Genomic DNA, 18367 nt, shown 5'->3' with positions numbered 1-18367 from the left:
TGCGCCTGTTCAAGAGCCGGGGAAACACATGGATTCGGGCAGCGTTCAGGAACCACGGAACCCTCACGACCCACAGCGCAAGAAGGAAGAACTGCGCAGTTTCCTGTTTCTTACCGCCGTGATGGTGCCGGTGTTGTCCGTCATCATCGTGGCCGGCTATGGCTTCATTGTCTGGATGAGCCAACTGATCAGCGGACCGCCCACGCACTGACGTGCATTACCGGTAGCACCCTTGGTCCAAGGGCCAATGGCAAAAAACAGAAAGACTGGAACACTCCAACCAGCAGTCTTGTTTGCGGGGTATCTGCATGCCTGCAAGACGTTCCATCCCCATCACGCCCGTCGCATCGGGCGACGAGTGGCATATCGCCGGCATCATGGTCTATGCCCATCCAGCCAGCCTGGATCGGGTGCAGGCCGCCATCGCGGCCATGACGGGTGTCGAGATCCATGCGGTCAGCGACATCGGCAAGCTCGTGGTCACGGCCGAGGCCCCTACCTCGCAGGCTATCGTGGCCCAACTCACCTGCCTGCATCAGCTTGAAGGCGTGATCTCCGCGACACTGGTCTACCAGCACAACGAGGATGCCGCAGCCATGTACGAGGAGATCGGCGATGCCAGTCACGCGACGTGAATTCATCAAGCAGACCGCCATTGCGGCCACGGCCTCCGTGGCCGGCATCCCCACGGCTGCCGAAGCGGCCAATTTCGTCACGGACAGCGAAGTCACCAAGCTGAAATGGTCGAAGGCGCCCTGCCGCTTCTGCGGCACTGGCTGCGGCGTGACCGTGGCCGTGCGCGACAACAAGGTGGTGGCCACGCAGGGCGATCCGCAATGCGAGGTCAACAAGGGCCTGAATTGCGTGAAGGGTTACTTTCTGTCGAAGATCATGTACGGCCAGGACCGGCTTACCAAGCCACTGCTGCGCATGAAGAACGGCAAGTACGACAAGAACGGCGATTTCGCACCGGTCAGTTGGGACCGCGCCTTCGACGAGATGGAAAAGCAGTTCAAGCGCGTGCTCAAGGAGAAAGGCCCTACAGCGGTGGGCATGTTCGGCTCGGGCCAGTGGACGGTCTGGGAGGGCTACGCCGCCTCCAAGCTGATGAAGGCCGGATTCCGCACCAACAATATCGATCCCAACGCCCGGCACTGCATGGCATCGGCCGTCACCGGCTTCATGCGCACCTTCGGCATGGACGAGCCGATGGGCTGCTATGACGACTTCGAAAACGCCGATGCCTTCGTGCTGTGGGGTTCGAACATGGCCGAGATGCACCCGATCCTGTGGACGCGCATCACGGACCGGCGCCTGAGCCATCCCAAGACGCGCGTGGCCGTGCTCTCCACCTTCACGCACCGCTCGTTCGACCTCGCGGATGTGCCGATCATCTTCACGCCGCAGACCGATCTGGCGATGCTGAACTTCATCGCGCATCACATCATCAGCACGAACCGCGTCAACAAGGATTTCGTCAACAAGCACACGGTGTTCAAGGAAGGCGTCACCGACATCGGCTACGGCCTGCGGCCCGACAACCCCCTGCAAAAAGCCGCCAAGAATGCGGGCAATGCCACCGACGCCAAGCCCATCACCTTCGACGAGTTCGCGAAGTTCGTCTCGAAGTACGACGTCAACTACGTAAGCAAGCTGTCGGGTGTGCCCAAGGACAAGCTGCTGCAACTGGCCGATCTCTATGCGGACCCCAACATCAAGGTGATGTCGTTGTGGACCATGGGTTTCAACCAGCACACGCGCGGCACGTGGGTCAACAACATGGTCTACAACGTCCACCTGCTGACCGGCAAGATCGCCACGCCCGGCAATAGCCCGTTCTCGCTGACGGGGCAGCCGTCCGCATGCGGCACCGCGCGCGAGGTGGGCACCTTCTCGCACCGGCTGCCCGCCGACATGGTGGTCACGAATCCCAAGCATCGCGAGGAAGCCGAACGCATCTGGAAGCTGCCCGCTGGCACCATCCCCGACAAGCCCGGTTATCACGCGGTATTGCAGAACCGCATGCTCAAGGACGGCAAGCTCAATGCCTACTGGGTGCAGGTCAACAACAACATGCAGGCCGCCGCCAACATGATGGAAGAGGGGCTGCCCGGTTATCGCAACCCCGATAACTTCATCGTCGTGTCGGACGTGTATCCCACCGTGACCGCGCTGTCCGCCGACCTGATCCTGCCCAGCGCGATGTGGGTGGAGAAGGAAGGCGCCTATGGCAACGCCGAGCGCCGCACGCAGTTCTGGCACCAGCTCGTCGATGCCCCCGGTGAATCGCGCTCCGATCTCTGGCAGTTGATGGAGTTTTCCAAGCGCTTCAAGGTAGAGGAAGTCTGGCCCGCCGACCTGATCGCGAAGAAACCCGAACTGCGCGGCAAGACCCTGTTCGACGTCCTGTATCGCAACGGCAACGTCGACAAGTTCCCGCTCAAGGAAGTCAACGCCGAGTACCACAACGCGGAGTCGAAGGAATTCGGCTTCTACGTGCAGAAGGGGCTGTTCGAGGAATACGCCACCTTCGGACGCGGTCACGGCCATGACCTCGCACCGTTCGATACTTACCATGAGGTGCGCGGGCTGCGTTGGCCTGTGGTCAACGGCAAGGAAACGCGCTGGCGCTATCGCGAAGGCAGCGATCCCTACGTCAAGGCGGGCACGGGCTTTCAGTTCTACGGGCATCCTGACGGCAAGGCCGTGATCTTTGCGCTGCCTTATGAGCCGCCGCCCGAGTCGCCGGACAAGGAATATCCCTTCTGGCTCGCCACGGGCCGCGTGCTCGAACACTGGCACTCGGGTTCGATGACGCGCCGGGTGCCGGAACTGTATCGTGCATTTCCGAACGCGGTCTGCTTCATGCATCCCGAGGATGCGCGCGCCATGGGCCTGCGGCGAGGTGTCGAAGTGGAAGTGGTGTCACGGCGTGGCCGCATGCGCACGCGCATCGAAACACGCGGACGCGATACGCCGCCGAAGGGGCTGGTCTTCGTGCCGTGGTTCGATGCGAGCCAACTCATCAACAAGGTGACGCTCGACGCCACCTGCCCGATCTCGCTGCAGACCGATTTCAAGAAGTGCGCGGTGAAGATCGTCAAGGTCTAGGAGGACGCCATCATGCCGACACGTTCCTGGCCCGCCCTGCTGGCCTTTGGCGTCTGGCTGCTGCTGGCGCTGGTCACGCTATGCATCGCCCCGGCCAATGCGCAGGGTCTGGTCGATGCCATGCGCGGCCCCACGCCGGTGGCCAATGAGACCAAGCCGCCGCTGCTCTTCCCGACCGAGAACAAGGACATCCGCCGCACACGCAACTACACCATGCAGCCGCCGACGATCCCGCACAAGATCGACGGCTACCAGCTGGATCGCGACTTCAACCGGTGCATGTTCTGCCACGCGCGCACCAAGAGCGAGGAAACCGGTTCGATCCCGGTCAGCATCACGCACTACATGGACCGCGACAACAACGTGCTGGCCGAGGTCTCGCCGCGCCGCTACTTCTGCACGCAATGCCATGTGCCGCAGGCCGACACCAAGCCGCTGGTGGGCAACTCGTTCGTGGATGTGGAAACGATGCTCAAGCGCGCGGGCGGCGAGAAAGGCGCGAAGGACGGCAAGGGTGGCAGCGCCAAGGCCGGAACATCCGGTACAACGAGCACCAAATAACGGGATCGAACGGGGCGAGCGATGAAAGGCAGACTCTGGGACCTCCTCGTGCGCTACTGGCGCACCATCAACCGCCCCAGCGCGTATTTCAGCCTGGGCTTCCTGACGCTGGGCGGCTTCATCGCCGGCGTGCTGTTCTGGGGCGCGTTCAATACCGCGCTGGAAGTCACCAATACCGAGAAGTTCTGCACGGGTTGCCACGAGATGCGCGACAACGTCTACCAGGAGCTGCAGGGCACCATTCACTTCACCAACCGTAGCGGCGTGCGCGCCAAATGCTCGGACTGTCACGTACCGCATAACTGGACCGACAAGATGGCGCGCAAGATGCAGGCGTCGAAAGAGGTCTGGGCCAAGATCTTCGGCACGGTCAACACGCGCGAGAAATTCCAGGCGCACCGGCTGGAACTCGCCCAGCACGAATGGGCACGCTTCAAGGCCAACGATTCCCTCGAATGCCGCAACTGCCACGACTACCAGTCGATGGACTTCACGCGCCAGAGTCCGCGCGCGCAGGCCATGCACTCCACCTACCTGGCCAACAAGGAAAAGACCTGCATCGACTGCCACAAGGGCATTGCGCACCGCCTGCCCGATGTGGCCGCTGCGCCGGAGAAATAGCGCCATGGCGACCCCGGTGCTCGAAGCCAGCCAGTTGACGGTGCGGCGCATGGGCCGGATCATTTTTCGCGACCTCGACCTGTCGCTGACACCGGGCACGCTCATGCAGGTAGTCGGTCCCAACGGTGCGGGCAAGACCAGTCTGCTGCGTGTGTTGTCGAGCCTCGTTCCGCCTGCCGAAGGACGGTTGCTGTGGCGCGGACGCGTGGTGCGGGCTGGCGATGCCGAATTCCTCGCATCGCTCGCCTATGTGGGTCACACCAACGGTATCGATGTGGACCTCGATGCGGAAACCAATCTGCGCTTTGCGGCGCGCATGGCGGGTCTGTCCGCACCCGATGCCACTGCGATCCGCCACGCGCTGGCGCGACTGGGCCTCGATACCTTGCGCGATGTCCCGGTGCGTGCGCTGTCGCAAGGCCAGCGCCGCCGTGTGTCGCTCGCCCGCCTGGCACTGGCACCGCGCGAACTGTGGCTGCTCGACGAACCGCTGACCTCGCTCGACCTCGATGCATCGGATCGCTTTCATACACTGTTGGCGCAACACCTTGCCGATGGCGGCATGGCCGTGATCGCCACACACCAGGCGATACCGTTGCCGTGTCAGACGCTCACGCTCGGGCCCACGACGAGCGCACGGCGATGATCGCGACACTGGCTTCGCTGATCGCTCATGACCTGTCGATTGCGTGGCAACGGCGCAGCAGCCTGCTGGCGAGCGTGGTGTTCTTCGTGATCGTGTCGAGTCTGTTTCCGCTGGCCATCGGACCCGACCCGCAACAGCTACGCATGCTTGCACCCGGCATCCTGTGGGTAGCGGCGTTGCTGGCGTCGATGCTGTCGCTGTCACGCCTCTTTGCGCAGGAGCATGCCGATGGCAGCCTCGACCAGTTGTTGCTCTCGCCCCATCCGCTGGCCTTGCTGGTACTGGGCAAGATTTGCGCGCACTGGCTATCGAGCGGCCTGCCGCTACTGATCCTGACCCCGCTGCTCGCCCAGCAATACAGCCTGCCGGGCGGTGCCACGCTGTTGCTGACCGCATCGTTGCTGATCGGCACCCCGGCACTGAGCCTGATCGGTGCCGTCGGCGCCGCGCTGACGCTCGGCGTGCGCGGCGGCGCGGTGTTGCTGTGCGTACTGGTACTGCCGCTGTCGATTCCCGTGCTGGTATTCGGCGCCAGTGCCGGCGCTGCCGCCGATGCAGGACTCGATGTGATGCCGCATTTTTCGTTGCTGGGCGCATGCCTGGCGCTTTCGTTGTGCGTGTGCCCGCTGGCGACGGCGGCGGGCCTGCGCATTGCCATGGAATGAGGCGATGAACCGCGATATTCCACTGCAAGACACTTCCGCGCGCAAGCACCACATGGCGCGTAGCCGGTGGACGCGGCTTGCATCGCCCGCTGTGTTCTATCCGCTGGCAGGACGCATGGCGCCGTGGTTCTTTTTGCTTGCTGCTGCGTGGCTCGTCATCGGTCTCTGGATCGGCTTCGCCGTAGCGCCCACCGATGCACAGCAAGGCGAGGTCTATCGCATCATCTTTATCCACGTTCCTGCCGCGTGGATGTCGATGTTCATCTACCTTGTCATGGCCGGTTACAGCGCACTGGCACTGGTGATGCGCACGCGGCTCTCGTCGATGATGGCGCTGGCACTCGCCCCCACCGGCGCGATGTTCACGTTCCTCGCACTGTGGACCGGCGCCTTGTGGGGCAAACCCACATGGGGCACATGGTGGGTGTGGGATGCACGGCTCACGTCCGAACTGATCTTGTTGTTCCTGTATCTCGGCTACATTGCGCTCGCTTCCGCCATCGAAGAACCCCGCCGCGCCGAACGTGCCTGTGCAGTGTTATGCCTCGTGGGCGTGGCGAACATCCCGATCATCTACTTCTCCGTGCAGTGGTGGAACACGCTGCATCAAGGCGCATCGGTCAGTCTGACCGCCGCTCCGTCGATGGCGGCGACGATGCTCGCCGGCATGCTGGCGATGACACTGGCGTGCTGGATGTACACCATCGCCGTGGCGCTGGTGCGCGTGCGTTGCCTGCTGCGCGAGCGTGGAGAGGCATCATGAGCGGGCACATTCCCTACCTCGTCGGCGCATTTGGCGTGGCATGCGTCGCCATTGCGCTGGAAATGGTGCTGCTGAGGCGACGCAGTCGCAGGCATGCCGATCACGAGGACGACACACCATGACGCCGCGCCGGCGACGTCTCGGCTTGCTGCTCGCCGCACTGGCCTGTGGTGGCGTAGCACTCGCACTGGTGCTCAATGCGTTCCAGTCGAACCTTGTGTTCTTCTTCAGCCCCAGCCAGATCGCCGCGCACGAAGCGCCGCAGGGACGCGCGTTCCGCGTCGGCGGGTTGGTCGAACCGGGATCGATCCGGCGCGAAGGCGAATCGCTGACGATCCACTTCGTGGTCACCGATACCCGGCACACCGTGCCTGTGGTGTATCGCGGCCTGCTGCCCGACCTGTTCCGCGAAGGCAAGGGCGTGGTCGCGCGTGGCGCGCTCGATGCCAACGGTACGTTCGTCGCCAGCGAAGTCTTGGCCAAGCACGACGAGAACTACATGCCGCCCGAAGCCGCCGAAGCCTTGAAACGCGCGGCCAACGATGATGCCGTGAATCGGAAGGTGCAGCGATGAGCGTGGAACTTGGCCACTTTGCATTGATCTGCGCGCTGCTGGCCTCGTTCGTGCAGGCCGTGCTGCCGCTGGCCGGTGCAGCGCGCAACGTCGTGCCGTGGATGCTGTGGGCGCGGCGGGCAGCCATTGCGCAATGGCTGCTGGTACTGGGCGCGTATCTCTCGCTGACGTTCGCCTTCGTCGATAACGATTTCAGCGTGCGCTATGTGGCCGGCAACTCCAACAGTGCGCTGCCGCTGATGTATCGCATCGCTGCGGTCTGGGGCGGCCATGAAGGTTCGATGTTGCTGTGGACCTTGATGCTGGCCGGATGGTCGTGCGCGGTGGCGCTGTTCAGCCGGCCCCTGCCGCTGCCGTTCGTGGCGCGCGTGCTCGGCGTGATGGGGGCGATCTCTAGCGGTCTGCTGCTGTTCCTGTTGCTGTCGTCGAATCCGTTCATCCATCTGCTGCCGCGCGCGATGGAAGGTCGCGACCTCAATCCGCTGCTGCAGGACCCCGGCATGGTGTTCCATCCGCCCTTCCTCTACATGGGCTATGTGGGCTTTGCAGTGGCCTTTTCCTTCGCGCTGGCCGCGCTGCTCGAAGGCCGCCTCGATGCCGCCTGGGCACGGTGGTCCCGGCCATGGACGATCTTCGCGTGGCTGTTTCTGACCATCGGCATCGCACTCGGCAGCATGTGGGCGTACTACGAACTCGGCTGGGGCGGCTGGTGGTTCTGGGACCCCGTGGAAAACGCCTCGTTCATGCCGTGGCTGGCGGGCACCGCATTGATCCACTCGCTGGCCGTGACCGAAAAGCGCGGCGCGTTTCGCGCATGGACGGCGCTGCTGGCGATCTTCACGTTTTCGCTGAGCCTGCTGGGCACCTTCCTTGTTCGCTCGGGCGTTCTGACATCGGTGCATGCGTTTGCAGTCGATCCCAAACGTGGCATCTTCATCCTGACGCTGCTCGCGCTGGTCACGGGCATCGCCTTGGCGATCTTCGCATGGCGCGCACCGCAACTGACGCGTCGCGCCGATTTCACGCTGGCCTCGCGCGAGACCTTCCTGCTGGCCAACAATGTGCTGCTGGCCGTGGCCGCCGCCGCGGTGTTGCTCGGCACGCTCTATCCGCTGTTGCTCGATGTATTGGGTGCGGGCAAGGTCTCGGTGGGGCCCGCGTACTTCGAGCAGGTGTTCGTGCCGTTGATGGCGCCCGCCGTGCTGCTCATGGGTGCAGCGCCGCTGGCACGCTGGCGACGTGGCGAGTTTCCGCCGATGGTACGGCGGCTGCGTTGGGCGGCGCTCGCCAGCGTGGTGATCGGCATCGGTCTGCTGCTTGTTCTTCGTCACCCGTCGGCGCTGACGGGGCTCGGCCTGACGCTGGCCACCTGGTCGCTGGCCGGAGCAGCGGTAAGCCTTGCAGGCAAGCTGAAACACCGCGACGGTTGGCGCGCGTCGCTACGGCAGTTGCCGGCTGGTTACTGGGGCATGCTGCTGGCCCACGCCGGCGTGGGCGTGTTCATTATCGGCGTGACCATGGTGAACAGCCAGGAGACCATGCGCGAACTGCCGATGCGGGCTGGCGATACGGTCAACGTGGACGGCCATGTGTTCCGCTTCGATGGTGTGGTGCCGGTAGTGGGTCCCAACTACGAGGCGTTGCGCGCCGTGTTCACGGTCAGCCGCAATGGAAAGGCCGTCACCACGCTGGCTTCCGAGCGCCGCATCTACCGCAGCCAGGACATGCCGACCACCGAGGCGGGCATCGACACGGGCTTTGCGCGTGATCTCTATGTTGCGATTGGCGAGGCCGCCGGAGAAAAAGTCTGGGCCGTGCGCATCTACGTGAAGCCTTTCGTGAAATGGATCTGGGCCGGTTGCGGCCTGATGGCACTTGGCGGACTGGTTGCCGCGAGCGACCGTCGCTATCGCGTGCGCCGTCCCGTGGCAGATGCCGCGCCAATCGCCACGCCGCTGCCCTCATTCGACACCCGGCCATGACGCGCTTCCTCCTGCCACTGGCCGTCTTCGTCGCCATCGTGCTCGCCCTGGCTGCGGGCCTGCGGCATGATCCGCGCGAACTGCCATCGGCGCTGGTCGGCAAGCCGGCGCCACAGTTTTCGTTGCCGGTACTGGATGCGCCTTCTTCAGTCAGCGCAGCCGATATGCGAGGCAAGGTGTGGATGCTCAACGTATGGGCGTCGTGGTGCGCCGCTTGCCGCAGCGAGCATCCCTTGCTGGTGGACTTCGCGGGCAAATCCACGGTCCCGCTCTATGGACTCAACTACAAGGACACCGTGCCAGCGGCGCGAAGCTGGCTGCAGCAGATGGGCGATCCGTATGTGCAATCGCTGGTCGATGCCGATGGCCGCGTAGGCATCGACTTCGGCGTCTATGGCGTACCGGAGACCTACATCATCGACCGACGCGGCGTGGTGCGGTATCGGCAGGTGGGTCCGGTGACGAAGGACACGCTGGAGCGGCAGATCAAGCCGCTGCTGCTGCAACTGGAGCGAGAGCATGCGTAAGGCGCTGCTGGGTGTTCTCTTTGTTGCGATGTCGATGCAGGCGAGCGCTGCCACCGACGCCGAACTCGATGCGCGCGTGCATGCACTGGCGCAGCAACTGCGCTGCGTGGTGTGCCAGAACCAGACGCTGGCAGACTCCAATGCACCGCTGGCGATCGATCTGCGCGCGCTGATACGTGCGCAGTTGATGCAGGGGGCGAGCGACGACGCGGTCAAGGGGTATCTCGTCGAACGCTATGGTGAGTTCGTGCTTTACGATCCGCCGTTCAAGGCGTCGACGTGGTTGCTTTGGTTGGGGCCGTTCGGGTTGTTGGTTGTGGTGGTGGCGGTGTTGTGGCAGCGGCTGCGCCGTACACGGCTCCACGCCCGCCCGGTGGTCTCCCCTCTCCAGCCTGCGGGAGAGGGGCGGGGGAGAGGGCTGGCCGATCAAATTGCAACAAGTCGGCAAGCAGGAGCTCCCGCCCTCTCCCCCAACCCCTCTCCCGCGCGCGGGAGAGGGGCGCAAACCGGTGGCGCAGCGAGAAGCCGATGGACCACCGCCACCCTATGCGTCGTGCTTCCCCCCGCTGCCGCCATGATCTACCTCCACCTCGGCAATCCCGCCGCGGTGATCCAAGGTGACGATTCGCATAGCCTGTCCGGCGACGCTCACACGCCCACCATCGCGCAGATCGAAACCATGGTCGATCAACTGGCGCGGCGCCTGCAGGCCAATCCCAACGATGCGCAAGGCTGGGCCATGCTGGCGCGCTCTTATACGGTGATGGAACGGTTCGATGATGCGGCCGCTGCATACGGCAAGGCGGTGGCGCTGGAACCCACTGTGGCGTCGTTGCGTTCGGACTATGCCGACGTGCTCGCCAGTGTCAACGAAGGCTCCCTGCAAGGACCAGCGCTGGTGCAAATCCGGGCCGCGCTCGCCGCAGACCCCGATGACCCGAAGGGGCTGGCGCTGGCTGCCAGTGCGGCGGCTCAACGTGGTGACGCCGCCGAAGCCACAAGGTACTGGGAGCATCTTCTGAAACTGCTGCCGCCCGACTCATCGACGGCAGCACGCGTCGCGGCGAACCTCGCGGCGGCCCGTGGCAAGTGACGAAAACTCCGCGCTACAGCACAGACCGGTATCAGGATGCTGCGTATCGACCTTGCGCGAGCGCAAACGCCATACCCGGGATTAGTCAGACAATGCCTCGCATCCAATCTGACCTTCGAGGCTTATGTGGTCGACTGATTCGTTTCACACGCCGGATGGATCGTCCCAGCCGGACGGTGCTCCCGCTCCTCGTGAGCGGCTTAGCATGGCGTTGCCAGTACGTCCGCCGGAAGATGTCCAGCATCCCAATACTCCAATCCGCCACGTCAATACCGATCACCTGCGCCGGTTTGTATTGCTGATGCAGTTTCGCTCCGCCATTGCAGCGGAGCGGCACAGCGGCATTCGCGCCGCATGCATTCTCTACGCGACGCGCCGCATCGAAGAGCGCCTTGGCGTGGCGCTATTCACGCGCGAATCCACGCAGATGCATCCCACGGCTGCTGCAGTCCGCCTTTATCCGTGCGCGATCCGCCTGCTGAGCATGTGGGACACCCTGATGGCCGACACGCGCGGCCAGGACGAAGCCCCGGCCAGCGCGTGAAGCGGCCCGCCTGCCTTTAGAAGCCTGCGCGGGCCTGGATGTAGACCATGCGCGGCGCACCCACCATGCGGCCAGCGTTGCCGTCGACATTGCGCGTGTAGTAGCGCTTGTCGAACAGGTTGTTCAGGCCGATGGTGATGTCGGTCCGCTTCATCTGCGGCACCTTGAACATCGCCTGAATATTCCACGTACGGAAGCCCGGGATCTTGCCCACATTGGCACTTGGCGATTCCGCCACCGTGTTTGCAGTGTCCGAATACTGCGAACTCTGGTGCGTGGTGGACACGTTGAACGTCCAGTTGCGCCAGTCGTAGCGCGCGCCGATCGTATCGGTGGTACGCGAGTAGAACGGTACGTCCAGGCCCGCCGTCGTGCCCGACTTCTGGATCGCACGCGTGTAGGTGTAGTTGGCGTACACGTTCAGGCCGCCCAGCATGCTCGCACGGTCGAACGTGTAGTCGATGGCCGATTCCACACCGTCGTGGTCGGTCGCGCCGATGTTCTGGAACGTGGCCGGATTGATGCCCGGCACCTGCAGGATCTGGTTGTCGAACTTGATCTTGAACGCAGTCAGCTCGCCCTTGATGCGGCTATCCGTCCAGCGCGTACCCACTTCAAACGTCTTGGCCACTTCCGGCTGCAGCGGGTTGTTCGGCGTCTGCGAGTTCAACTGGATGTTCTGCACCGGGCCGAACGACGTGCTGTAGTCCGCGAACACGGTCCAGGCATTGTTCACGAGGTACGAAACGTTGACCGACGGCAGCGCCTTGTTGTTCACGCTGTCGTACTGCGTCGTGGTGCCGGCCTGCTGGCGGTTGGTGCTGATGTGCTCGAAGCGGACGCCCGGCACGATGCGCCACTGGCCATAGGCGATACGGTCGTCGATGTAGACGGCGTGCGCATCGGTGGCATTGTCGAACGTCGAGTTCGGGGTCCGGACGCCCGTGCGGGTGTTGATGGTGATGACGTTGTCATCGCCGCGCTCGCGGATGTAGCGATAGCCGACCGTCACGTCATGCGTGGTCGGGCCCACGCCAAAACGCTGCGTGAAGCGCGGCTCGATACCGAAGGTGTTGTAGTTGCGCGGCTGGAACGATGCGGTCGTGGCGGTCTGCTGCAGGGTGCTCTGGCGGTAGCTGTCGTTGTACCAGGTACGGATCTCGAACTCCTGGTTCGCCGAGATCGTGTTCAGATAACCCAGGTCGAAACCGTAGCGGTTGCCGCTCCAGTAGTCGTTGGGACGCGTGTTCTGGAACGGATCGGCGTTGTACTGGGCCACGGTCAGGCCGCCCGGCGTTTTCGATTTCACGTCGAAGTACGAGAGCTTGCCGTAGACCTGCTGCGTCGGCGTGATGTCGTACGCGAACTTCACCGCCAGATCGTTCACGTCGTCGTCGCTGCCCTTGCGCCAGTCGCGGCCGGTCATGCCCGAGTAGAGCAGCGCGATCCCGAGGCCGCTGTCGAGCGTGGTGCCCACGAAGGCGTCGTACTGGGTGTTCTTGCCACCGCCTTCGGTGTAGATGTTCTCGCGCACCGATGCGTCGCCGGTGATGCCCGGGCCGGCCGGAATCGGCTTGGTGGTGAAGTTGATGATGCCGCCCACGTTTTGCGGGCCGTAGCGCACGGCGCCGCCGCTGCGCACCACGTCGATCGATTCGATATTGCCGAGGCTCACCGGCGCGAACGACAGTTGCGGCTGGCCGTAAGGCGCCACGGCCATCGGGATACCATCCAGCAGTACTGTCGAGCGCGGCGTGTAGCGGCCCGTCAGGCCACGTACGCCGATGTTCAGCGAAATCGAGCTGCCCGCCGTGCCGGAGTTGTCCGTGGACTGCACGCCCGGGATGCGGCGCATCACATCGCCGATGTTGGTGGCACCGCTCTGCTCGATCTGCTTCTCGTCGACGATGGTGCGCGCGCCGGCAAACGTCTTCACGCTGTTCTGCAGGCCCGTACCAAGCCAGTTACCGCTGACCGACACCGTTTCGAGCATTTTTTCGTTGCCGGCAGATTCCCCTGCCCCCTCGGCCTGCTGGGCGAGTGCCCCAAGCGGCGCCATGCAGAGCATCGCGACGGCCACCGCCGTTGCGCACAATGCGGATTGAGGAACGGCGGGCTGCTGGCCGCGGCGGCTCGAATTCATGATCGGTCCTTCCTTGTAACGATAGCGATACGAAAGGGAGGAATGTAAATGATAATTGTTCGCGGAAGTCTGTCTTGAAATAAAAGACGGGGATAATCTTTGCGTCCCAAAACCAACTGTTGCCTGGACACGACGAAATGCTGTTTACCCCTTGCTCGATGGGGTTGTTGACGCGGCAAGCCAGCCGGTTGTCCAGACATTCCATGTGCGCATACCTGCCACAGACATGTAGGCGGCCGCCAGACAGAAGCGACGCAGCCGGCATCGTAGAATGGCGCCTGGCTTCGTCCGACATAGGGAATCGCCCATGACCGAATCTTCCGGTCTGCATCACAAAGTCTTCCTGCTGCTCCTGGCGGTGGTATCCATCGCATTTGCGTGGATCCTGCTGCCGTTCTACGGTGCGGTGTTCTGGGGCGCGGTGCTGGCCATCATCTTCGCGCCCCTGCAACGGCGGCTGGTGGTAGCCCTGCGGGGCCGCAACAACGTGGCGGCACTGCTGACCCTGCTGCTGGTACTGGTATTGGTGATCCTGCCGATGACACTCATCACGGCCTCGCTGATCCGGGAAGGCGTGAACCTCTACGAGAGCATCCGCTCGGGCCAGATCAACTTCGGCCACTACTTCCAGTCTGCCGCCGACGCCCTGCCACCCTTTGTGCGCGACATCCTCGCGCGAGCCGATCTCGCCAGCATCTCCGACGTCAAGGACAAGCTCAGTGCCAGCGCGCTGCAGGCCAGCCAGACGCTGGCCACGCGGGCACTGAGCATCGGCCAGAACACGGCGCAGTTCATGATCAGCTTCGGCATCATGCTGTACCTGCTGTTCTTCCTGCTGCGCGACGGCCCCACGCTGGCGCGCCGGATCCGGCAGGCCGTACCGCTCAGCGCCGGGCACAAGACCCACCTGATGCAGAAGTTCACGACGGTGGTGCGTGCCACGGTCAAGGGCAATATCGTCGTGGCGCTGGTGCAGGGCATGCTCGGCGGCGGCATCTTTGCGATCCTCGGCATCCAGGGCGCGCTGCTATGGGCCGTGGTGATGGCGTTCCTGTCGTTGCTGCCGGCCGTGGGCGCGGGCCTCATCTGGGCACCCGTGGCCGTCTACTTCCTGCTCACCGGCGCAATCTGGAAAGGCTGCGTGCTGATTGGCTTTGGCGTGCTGGTGATCGGCATGGTGGACAACGTGTTGCGCCCCATCCTGGTCGGCAAGGACACGCAGATGCCGGACTACGTGGTGCTGATTTCCACGCTGGGCGGCATGGCGCTGTTCGGACTCAACGGCTTCGTGATCGGTCCGCTGGTGGCGGCGCTGTTCATCGCCTGCTGGGACCTGAACGGTGCGGACGATCCCACCCGTCCCACGTTCGAAGACCCCCCGCACTGAGGCACGCGGCATGGACCGGCTTCAGGCAATGAAGACCTATGTGGCCGTCGTGGAAAGCGGCGGTTTCACGGCTGCCGCGCGCCGGCTGGATATGTCGTTGAGCGTGGTCAGCCGCGTGATCACGGAGCTGGAAACCCACCTCGGCGTGCGGCTGCTGACGCGCACCACGCGCGTGGTGCGGCCCACCGCTACCGGGGTGGCCTATTTCGAGAACTGTCGGCGCATCCTCGGCGAGATCGACGATGCGGAATTGTCCGCTGCCGGCGCACACACGGCGCCGCGCGGGCAACTGTCGATCACGGCCCCGGTATTGTTCGGCCGGCACTATGTCACGCCGGTGGTGGTGGAGTACCTGAATCGCTATCCCGAGGTGGATGTCGATTGCCTGTTCATCGACCGGGTTGTGAACTTCATCGACGAGGGTATCGACGTGGGCGTGCGCATCGGCCCGCTGCCGAACTCATCGCTGCAGGCCATTCCGGTGGGGTACGTGCGGCGCGTGACCTGCGCCTCGCCGGCCTACCTCGCACGGCATGGTGTCCCGGCTACGCCCGAGGACCTCGCGCAACACACCATCATCCAGACCACCGGTATTTCCACACTGCCCGAGTGGCGGTTCCAGCGCCACGGCGAACCGTTGCCGATACGCGTGGCGCCGCGCATGTCCACGACCACCAATGACTCGGCCATCGCCGCGGCGGTTGCCGGTTTCGGCGTGGTGCGCGTGCTGTCCTACCAGGTGGCCGATGAAGTGCGCGACGGCCGGCTGCAGTTGGTGCTGGAGGATGTGGAGCCGGTGCCGCTGCCCATCAACATCATCCACCGCGAAGGCCGCCATGCCATGCACAAGGTGCGCGCCTTTATCGACCTGGCCGTGGATACCCTGCGCAGTTCCCCTGCCCTGAATCCTGTGCGCTGATTTTTCTTGATTCTTCCTGAATCCAGAAGAGTGCCTTCTCGCGCCGACCGTTTTTCCACGGCTGAGGCGCATCTATAGTCGATTCCAACGCGGATCCATACCGGACGCCGCAACAATCGACTCCAGGACGCCTCGCCATGCAACTCTACGGCCACCCCCTCTCCGGACACTCGCACCGCGCCCGCCTGTTCCTGGCGCTGCTTGGCCAGCCCGTCGAACTGATCGACCTCGATCTGGCAGCCCGCGCGCACAAGGCCCCCGAATTCCTCGCGCTCAACCCGTTTGGCCAGTTGCCGGTGCTGGTCGATGGCGAGACCGTGGTTTGCGATTCCAACGCGATCCTGGTCTACCTGAGCAAGAAGCTGGGCCGCACCGACTGGCTGCCAGAATCGCCCGCTGCGGCGGCAGCCGTGCAGCGCTGGCTGTCGGTGGCCGCTGGCGATATCGCCTTCGGACCGGCCACCGCGCGGCTCAAGACGGTTTTCAACGCCCCCGTCGACGCCGACGCGGCCATCGCCCGCGCCCATCTGGTGCTGGGCCGTATGAACGATGCCCTGGCCGCCAATCAGTGGATCGCCGCCGATCATCCGACCATCGCCGATGTGGCGCTGTACAGCTACACGGCGCGTGCGCCCGAAGGGTTCGTCGATCTCGCGAGCTACGCCAACGTGCGTCAGTGGCTGGCACGCGTGGAAGCGCTGCCCGGCTTCGTGCCGTTCCAGCAAACCCCGGTCGGCCTGGCCGCCTGAATTGCACTGCATCGCATAGACACGCCGCACGTTCCTCGACTGGAGCCTGACATGACCTCGCATTCGAATTCGCACTCGCCATCGCAAGTGGAACGCCAACCGGGCACGCCGTGGCATGCCGGTGAGCGCGTGTTGCAAGCCCACGCAGGCATGGAAGAACGGCTCGCGGAAGTGGGGTCGCGCGTGGTGCGCCCCTTCATGCCCGACCAGCATCGCGATTTTTTCCATCAGTTGCCATCGATCGTGATCGGCACCGTGGCACCCGATGGCCGCCCCTGGGCCACCGTGCGGGCCGCGCATCCGGGCTTCATGCACTCGCCCGATCCGCGCGTGCTCGACATGTCGCTGGTGCGCGATGCCGCCGATCCCGCCGATGCGGGCATGGAGGATGGCGACCCCATCGGAATGCTCGGCATCGAACCGGCCACGCGTCGGCGCAACCGGATGAATGGCACAGTGCGGCGCGACGATGCGCAGCATTTCAGCGTGGAGGTGGGACAGAGCTTCGGCAATTGCCCGCAGTACATCCAGAAGCGCGACTTCACGTTCACGCGCGATCCGGCGGAACCGGCCGATACGCCGTCGCAAGCGATGACCGCGCTCGACGACCATGCGCGCAAGCTGATTCGTGCTTCGGATTCGTTTTTCGTAGCGTCGTATGTGGATCTCGCGGATGGCGAGCGGCAGGTCGACGTCTCGCATCGCGGCGGCAAGCCGGGCTTTGTGCGCGTGGATGACGATGGCGGGCTGACGATTCCCGACTTCCCGGGCAATACGTTCTTCAACACGCTCGGCAACCTGATGGTGAATCCCGTGGCGGGGCTCGTGTTTGTGAACTACGCGACGGGCGAACTGCTGCAAATGACGGGCCGCGCCGAAGTGCTCACCGACTCCCCGGACATCGCCCGGTTCGAACGCGCGCAGTTGCTCTGGCGCTTTCTGCCCGAAACCATCGTGCGACGCGCCCGAGCGCTGCCACTGCGTTGGGATTTCATTCCGGGAGGCGAGTCGCCGCAGGCGCTGGCGACGGGAAGCTGGGCGTGAAATCGGCGGGTATTTGAACGGACATGCGGCTGTGCCACAATCGCGCCAACTTCTGGCCCGAACGGATACCGCCCATGTCCCTCCAAGCCCTGCAGCACATCAATCCGCAATCGCTGCTCGACACCGCGATCAGCCTGGCCGCCGCGTTCATCCTCGGCGGCATCATCGGTTTCGAACGCCAGTATCGCCAGCGCACGGCCGGCCTGCGCACCAACGTGCTGGTGGCCGTGGGCGCGGCGATCTTCGTCGATATGGCCAATCATTTGACCGGACCCGAAGGTGCGGTGCGTGTGGTGGCGTATGTGGTATCGGGCATCGGCTTTCTCGGCGCTGGCGTGATCATGCGCGAGGAAGGGAATGTGCGCGGGCTGAATACGGCGGCCACTTTGTGGGGCTCTGCAGCGGTGGGCGCCTGCGCTGGCGCCGATCTGATCGTCGAGGCCGGCATTGGCGCGCTGTTCGTGCTGGCTGCCAATACACTGCTGCGCCCCGTGGTGGACCGCATCAACCGTCAGCCACTCGATACACCCGCCGTGGAAGTTACGCACACCGTGCATGTGATCACGGCGCGGTCGTATCAGAAGACTGCGATGCGTTTGCTCGAAGAAGCGCTGGAGGCCGCGCAATATCCCACGGGAGATCTGGAAGTGCGCGCGTTCGGGGAACAGGACGTGGAGATCGAAGCGGTGCTGGCTGCGACGTCGGTGGACGGGGACGTGCTCGACAAGATCGTGGCCCGGTTAGGTGGAACGAGTGTGGTGAGTCAGGCGTTCTGGAGTGCTAGTACGTCGGATTGAACGCCGAAGGCGTTCGCTATGCGCTTGTTGTCTCCCCTCTCCCGCAGATATGCGCTCCCCTCTCCCGCTTGCGGGAGAGGGGTTGGGGGAGAGGGCTGGAGGTTCTGCTTGCCGATGTTGTCGCAATTGGGCCTGTCAGGAATTTTGTGTGTAGGGCATAACATGTCGTTAAGGAGCATGTATGCCACGCAAACCGAAAGCCCCATTGCGGGAATTGCCCGCCATCCCGAAGGAATTGATT

At 64.0% G+C, this 18367-nt stretch carries 20 protein-coding genes; 19 read left to right on the top strand and 1 reads right to left on the bottom strand.

The genetic code is table 11. From position 1 onward, the window contains the following. Positions 1-28 precede the first annotated feature (28 nt). From napE to FFS21_RS19880, 14 genes are all read left to right on the top strand, one after another. Positions 29-211, top strand: a complete 183-nt coding sequence (gene napE, locus FFS21_RS19940) for a periplasmic nitrate reductase, NapE protein (RefSeq protein WP_137926519.1) — start codon at positions 29-31, stop codon at positions 209-211. A gap of 97 nt (positions 212-308) precedes the next feature. After that, entirely contained in the window at positions 309-635 is a 327-nt protein-coding gene (locus tag FFS21_RS19935) for a chaperone NapD (protein ID WP_137926518.1), read from the top strand. Further along, positions 616-3111 (top strand): periplasmic nitrate reductase subunit alpha, encoded by a 2496-nt coding sequence (napA, locus tag FFS21_RS19930; RefSeq protein ID WP_137926517.1) that lies wholly within the window; start codon positions 616-618, stop codon positions 3109-3111. The genes FFS21_RS19935 and napA overlap by 20 nt, the downstream gene beginning before the upstream one ends. Before the next feature lie 9 nt (positions 3112-3120). Further along, positions 3121-3672: a nitrate reductase cytochrome c-type subunit gene (locus tag FFS21_RS19925; RefSeq protein ID WP_249359508.1), complete on the top strand. Its 552-nt coding sequence runs from the start codon at positions 3121-3123 to the stop codon at positions 3670-3672. A 21-nt stretch (positions 3673-3693) separates the two neighbouring features. Beyond that, complete coding sequence (locus FFS21_RS19920) at positions 3694-4293, top strand: NapC/NirT family cytochrome c (RefSeq protein ID WP_137926515.1); 600 nt, start codon at positions 3694-3696, stop codon at positions 4291-4293. Between the two features lie 4 nt (positions 4294-4297). Beyond that, on the top strand, positions 4298-4939 hold the full coding sequence (gene ccmA, locus FFS21_RS19915) for a cytochrome c biogenesis heme-transporting ATPase CcmA (RefSeq protein ID WP_137926514.1): 642 nt from the start codon (positions 4298-4300) through the stop codon (positions 4937-4939). Continuing rightward, complete coding sequence (gene ccmB / locus FFS21_RS19910) at positions 4936-5604, top strand: heme exporter protein CcmB (protein WP_137926513.1); 669 nt, start codon at positions 4936-4938, stop codon at positions 5602-5604. Before ccmA ends, ccmB begins: the two co-directional genes overlap by 4 nt. A 52-nt stretch (positions 5605-5656) precedes the next feature. Then, a complete protein-coding gene (gene ccmC / locus FFS21_RS19905) occupies positions 5657-6367 on the top strand; it encodes a heme ABC transporter permease CcmC (RefSeq protein ID WP_249359506.1) in 711 nt (236 codons plus the stop codon). Further along, complete coding sequence (locus FFS21_RS32715) at positions 6364-6489, top strand: heme exporter protein CcmD (RefSeq protein ID WP_160474071.1); 126 nt, start codon at positions 6364-6366, stop codon at positions 6487-6489. The genes ccmC and FFS21_RS32715 overlap by 4 nt, the downstream gene beginning before the upstream one ends. Further along, positions 6486-6941, top strand: a complete 456-nt coding sequence (ccmE, locus tag FFS21_RS19900) for a cytochrome c maturation protein CcmE (protein WP_137926511.1) — start codon at positions 6486-6488, stop codon at positions 6939-6941. The genes FFS21_RS32715 and ccmE overlap by 4 nt, the downstream gene beginning before the upstream one ends. Beyond that, the gene (locus FFS21_RS19895; protein ID WP_137926510.1) at positions 6938-8923 is read left to right on the top strand and encodes a heme lyase CcmF/NrfE family subunit; all 1986 of its coding nucleotides are present in this window, start codon (positions 6938-6940) and stop codon (positions 8921-8923) included. The genes ccmE and FFS21_RS19895 overlap by 4 nt, the downstream gene beginning before the upstream one ends. Then, complete coding sequence (locus tag FFS21_RS19890; RefSeq protein ID WP_137926509.1) at positions 8920-9450, top strand: DsbE family thiol:disulfide interchange protein; 531 nt, start codon at positions 8920-8922, stop codon at positions 9448-9450. The genes FFS21_RS19895 and FFS21_RS19890 overlap by 4 nt, the downstream gene beginning before the upstream one ends. Continuing rightward, positions 9443-10543 carry a cytochrome c-type biogenesis protein CcmH gene (locus FFS21_RS19885; protein ID WP_137926508.1) on the top strand — a complete coding sequence of 367 codons (1101 nt, stop codon included), beginning with the start codon at positions 9443-9445 and terminating at the stop codon, positions 10541-10543. The genes FFS21_RS19890 and FFS21_RS19885 overlap by 8 nt, the downstream gene beginning before the upstream one ends. A gap of 205 nt (positions 10544-10748) precedes the next feature. Continuing rightward, positions 10749-11087 carry a LysR family transcriptional regulator gene (locus FFS21_RS19880; protein WP_137926507.1) on the top strand — a complete coding sequence of 113 codons (339 nt, stop codon included), beginning with the start codon at positions 10749-10751 and terminating at the stop codon, positions 11085-11087. 16 nt (positions 11088-11103) lie between these two features. On the opposite strand, the gene FFS21_RS19875 is transcribed toward FFS21_RS19880, so the two are convergent. Continuing rightward, the gene (locus FFS21_RS19875) at positions 11104-13230 is read right to left on the bottom strand and encodes a TonB-dependent receptor family protein (RefSeq protein ID WP_137926506.1); all 2127 of its coding nucleotides are present in this window, start codon (positions 13228-13230) and stop codon (positions 11104-11106) included. 307 nt (positions 13231-13537) lie between these two features. On the opposite strand from FFS21_RS19875, the gene FFS21_RS19870 reads away from it, so the two are divergent. The 5 genes from FFS21_RS19870 to FFS21_RS19850 all read left to right on the top strand — a co-directional run bounded on the left by FFS21_RS19870 (position 13538) and on the right by FFS21_RS19850 (position 18126). Continuing rightward, positions 13538-14617: an AI-2E family transporter gene (locus FFS21_RS19870; protein ID WP_137926505.1), complete on the top strand. Its 1080-nt coding sequence runs from the start codon at positions 13538-13540 to the stop codon at positions 14615-14617. Positions 14618-14627: 10 nt separating this feature from the next. Next, positions 14628-15536: a LysR family transcriptional regulator gene (locus FFS21_RS19865; RefSeq protein ID WP_137926504.1), complete on the top strand. Its 909-nt coding sequence runs from the start codon at positions 14628-14630 to the stop codon at positions 15534-15536. A gap of 137 nt (positions 15537-15673) precedes the next feature. Continuing rightward, a complete protein-coding gene (locus FFS21_RS19860) occupies positions 15674-16285 on the top strand; it encodes a glutathione S-transferase family protein (protein WP_137926503.1) in 612 nt (203 codons plus the stop codon). 51 nt (positions 16286-16336) lie between these two features. Further along, positions 16337-17329, top strand: coding sequence for a pyridoxamine 5'-phosphate oxidase family protein (locus FFS21_RS19855; protein ID WP_137926502.1), 993 nt, complete (start codon positions 16337-16339; stop codon positions 17327-17329). A 74-nt stretch (positions 17330-17403) separates the two neighbouring features. After that, the gene (locus FFS21_RS19850) at positions 17404-18126 is read left to right on the top strand and encodes an MgtC/SapB family protein (RefSeq protein WP_137926501.1); all 723 of its coding nucleotides are present in this window, start codon (positions 17404-17406) and stop codon (positions 18124-18126) included. Positions 18127-18367: the final 241 nt, after the last annotated feature.

This window comes from Cupriavidus sp. 2SB (assembly GCF_005503625.1).
GTDB lineage: Bacteria > Pseudomonadota > Gammaproteobacteria > Burkholderiales > Burkholderiaceae > Cupriavidus.
This window is presented reverse-complemented; position numbering and strand designations above follow the sequence as displayed.

What these genes read in the sequence shown, in the direction of transcription:
- napE (WP_137926519.1), top strand. Translation starts at nt 29, where the DNA reads ATGGATTCGGGCAGCGTTCAGGAACCACGGAACCCTCACGACCCACAG.
- FFS21_RS19935 (WP_137926518.1), top strand. Translation starts at nt 309, where the DNA reads ATGCCTGCAAGACGTTCCATCCCCATCACGCCCGTCGCATCGGGCGAC.
- napA (WP_137926517.1), top strand. Translation starts at nt 616, where the DNA reads ATGCCAGTCACGCGACGTGAATTCATCAAGCAGACCGCCATTGCGGCC.
- FFS21_RS19920 (WP_137926515.1), top strand. Translation starts at nt 3,694, where the DNA reads ATGAAAGGCAGACTCTGGGACCTCCTCGTGCGCTACTGGCGCACCATC.
- ccmA (WP_137926514.1), top strand. Translation starts at nt 4,298, where the DNA reads ATGGCGACCCCGGTGCTCGAAGCCAGCCAGTTGACGGTGCGGCGCATG.
- ccmB (WP_137926513.1), top strand. Translation starts at nt 4,936, where the DNA reads ATGATCGCGACACTGGCTTCGCTGATCGCTCATGACCTGTCGATTGCG.
- ccmC (WP_249359506.1), top strand. Translation starts at nt 5,657, where the DNA reads ATGGCGCGTAGCCGGTGGACGCGGCTTGCATCGCCCGCTGTGTTCTAT.
- FFS21_RS32715 (WP_160474071.1), top strand. Translation starts at nt 6,364, where the DNA reads ATGAGCGGGCACATTCCCTACCTCGTCGGCGCATTTGGCGTGGCATGC.
- ccmE (WP_137926511.1), top strand. Translation starts at nt 6,486, where the DNA reads ATGACGCCGCGCCGGCGACGTCTCGGCTTGCTGCTCGCCGCACTGGCC.
- FFS21_RS19895 (WP_137926510.1), top strand. Translation starts at nt 6,938, where the DNA reads ATGAGCGTGGAACTTGGCCACTTTGCATTGATCTGCGCGCTGCTGGCC.
- FFS21_RS19890 (WP_137926509.1), top strand. Translation starts at nt 8,920, where the DNA reads ATGACGCGCTTCCTCCTGCCACTGGCCGTCTTCGTCGCCATCGTGCTC.
- FFS21_RS19885 (WP_137926508.1), top strand. Translation starts at nt 9,443, where the DNA reads ATGCGTAAGGCGCTGCTGGGTGTTCTCTTTGTTGCGATGTCGATGCAG.
- FFS21_RS19880 (WP_137926507.1), top strand. Translation starts at nt 10,749, where the DNA reads ATGGCGTTGCCAGTACGTCCGCCGGAAGATGTCCAGCATCCCAATACT.
- FFS21_RS19875 (WP_137926506.1), bottom strand. Translation starts at nt 13,230, where the DNA reads ATGAATTCGAGCCGCCGCGGCCAGCAGCCCGCCGTTCCTCAATCCGCA.
- FFS21_RS19870 (WP_137926505.1), top strand. Translation starts at nt 13,538, where the DNA reads ATGACCGAATCTTCCGGTCTGCATCACAAAGTCTTCCTGCTGCTCCTG.
- FFS21_RS19865 (WP_137926504.1), top strand. Translation starts at nt 14,628, where the DNA reads ATGGACCGGCTTCAGGCAATGAAGACCTATGTGGCCGTCGTGGAAAGC.
- FFS21_RS19860 (WP_137926503.1), top strand. Translation starts at nt 15,674, where the DNA reads ATGCAACTCTACGGCCACCCCCTCTCCGGACACTCGCACCGCGCCCGC.
- FFS21_RS19855 (WP_137926502.1), top strand. Translation starts at nt 16,337, where the DNA reads ATGACCTCGCATTCGAATTCGCACTCGCCATCGCAAGTGGAACGCCAA.
- FFS21_RS19850 (WP_137926501.1), top strand. Translation starts at nt 17,404, where the DNA reads ATGTCCCTCCAAGCCCTGCAGCACATCAATCCGCAATCGCTGCTCGAC.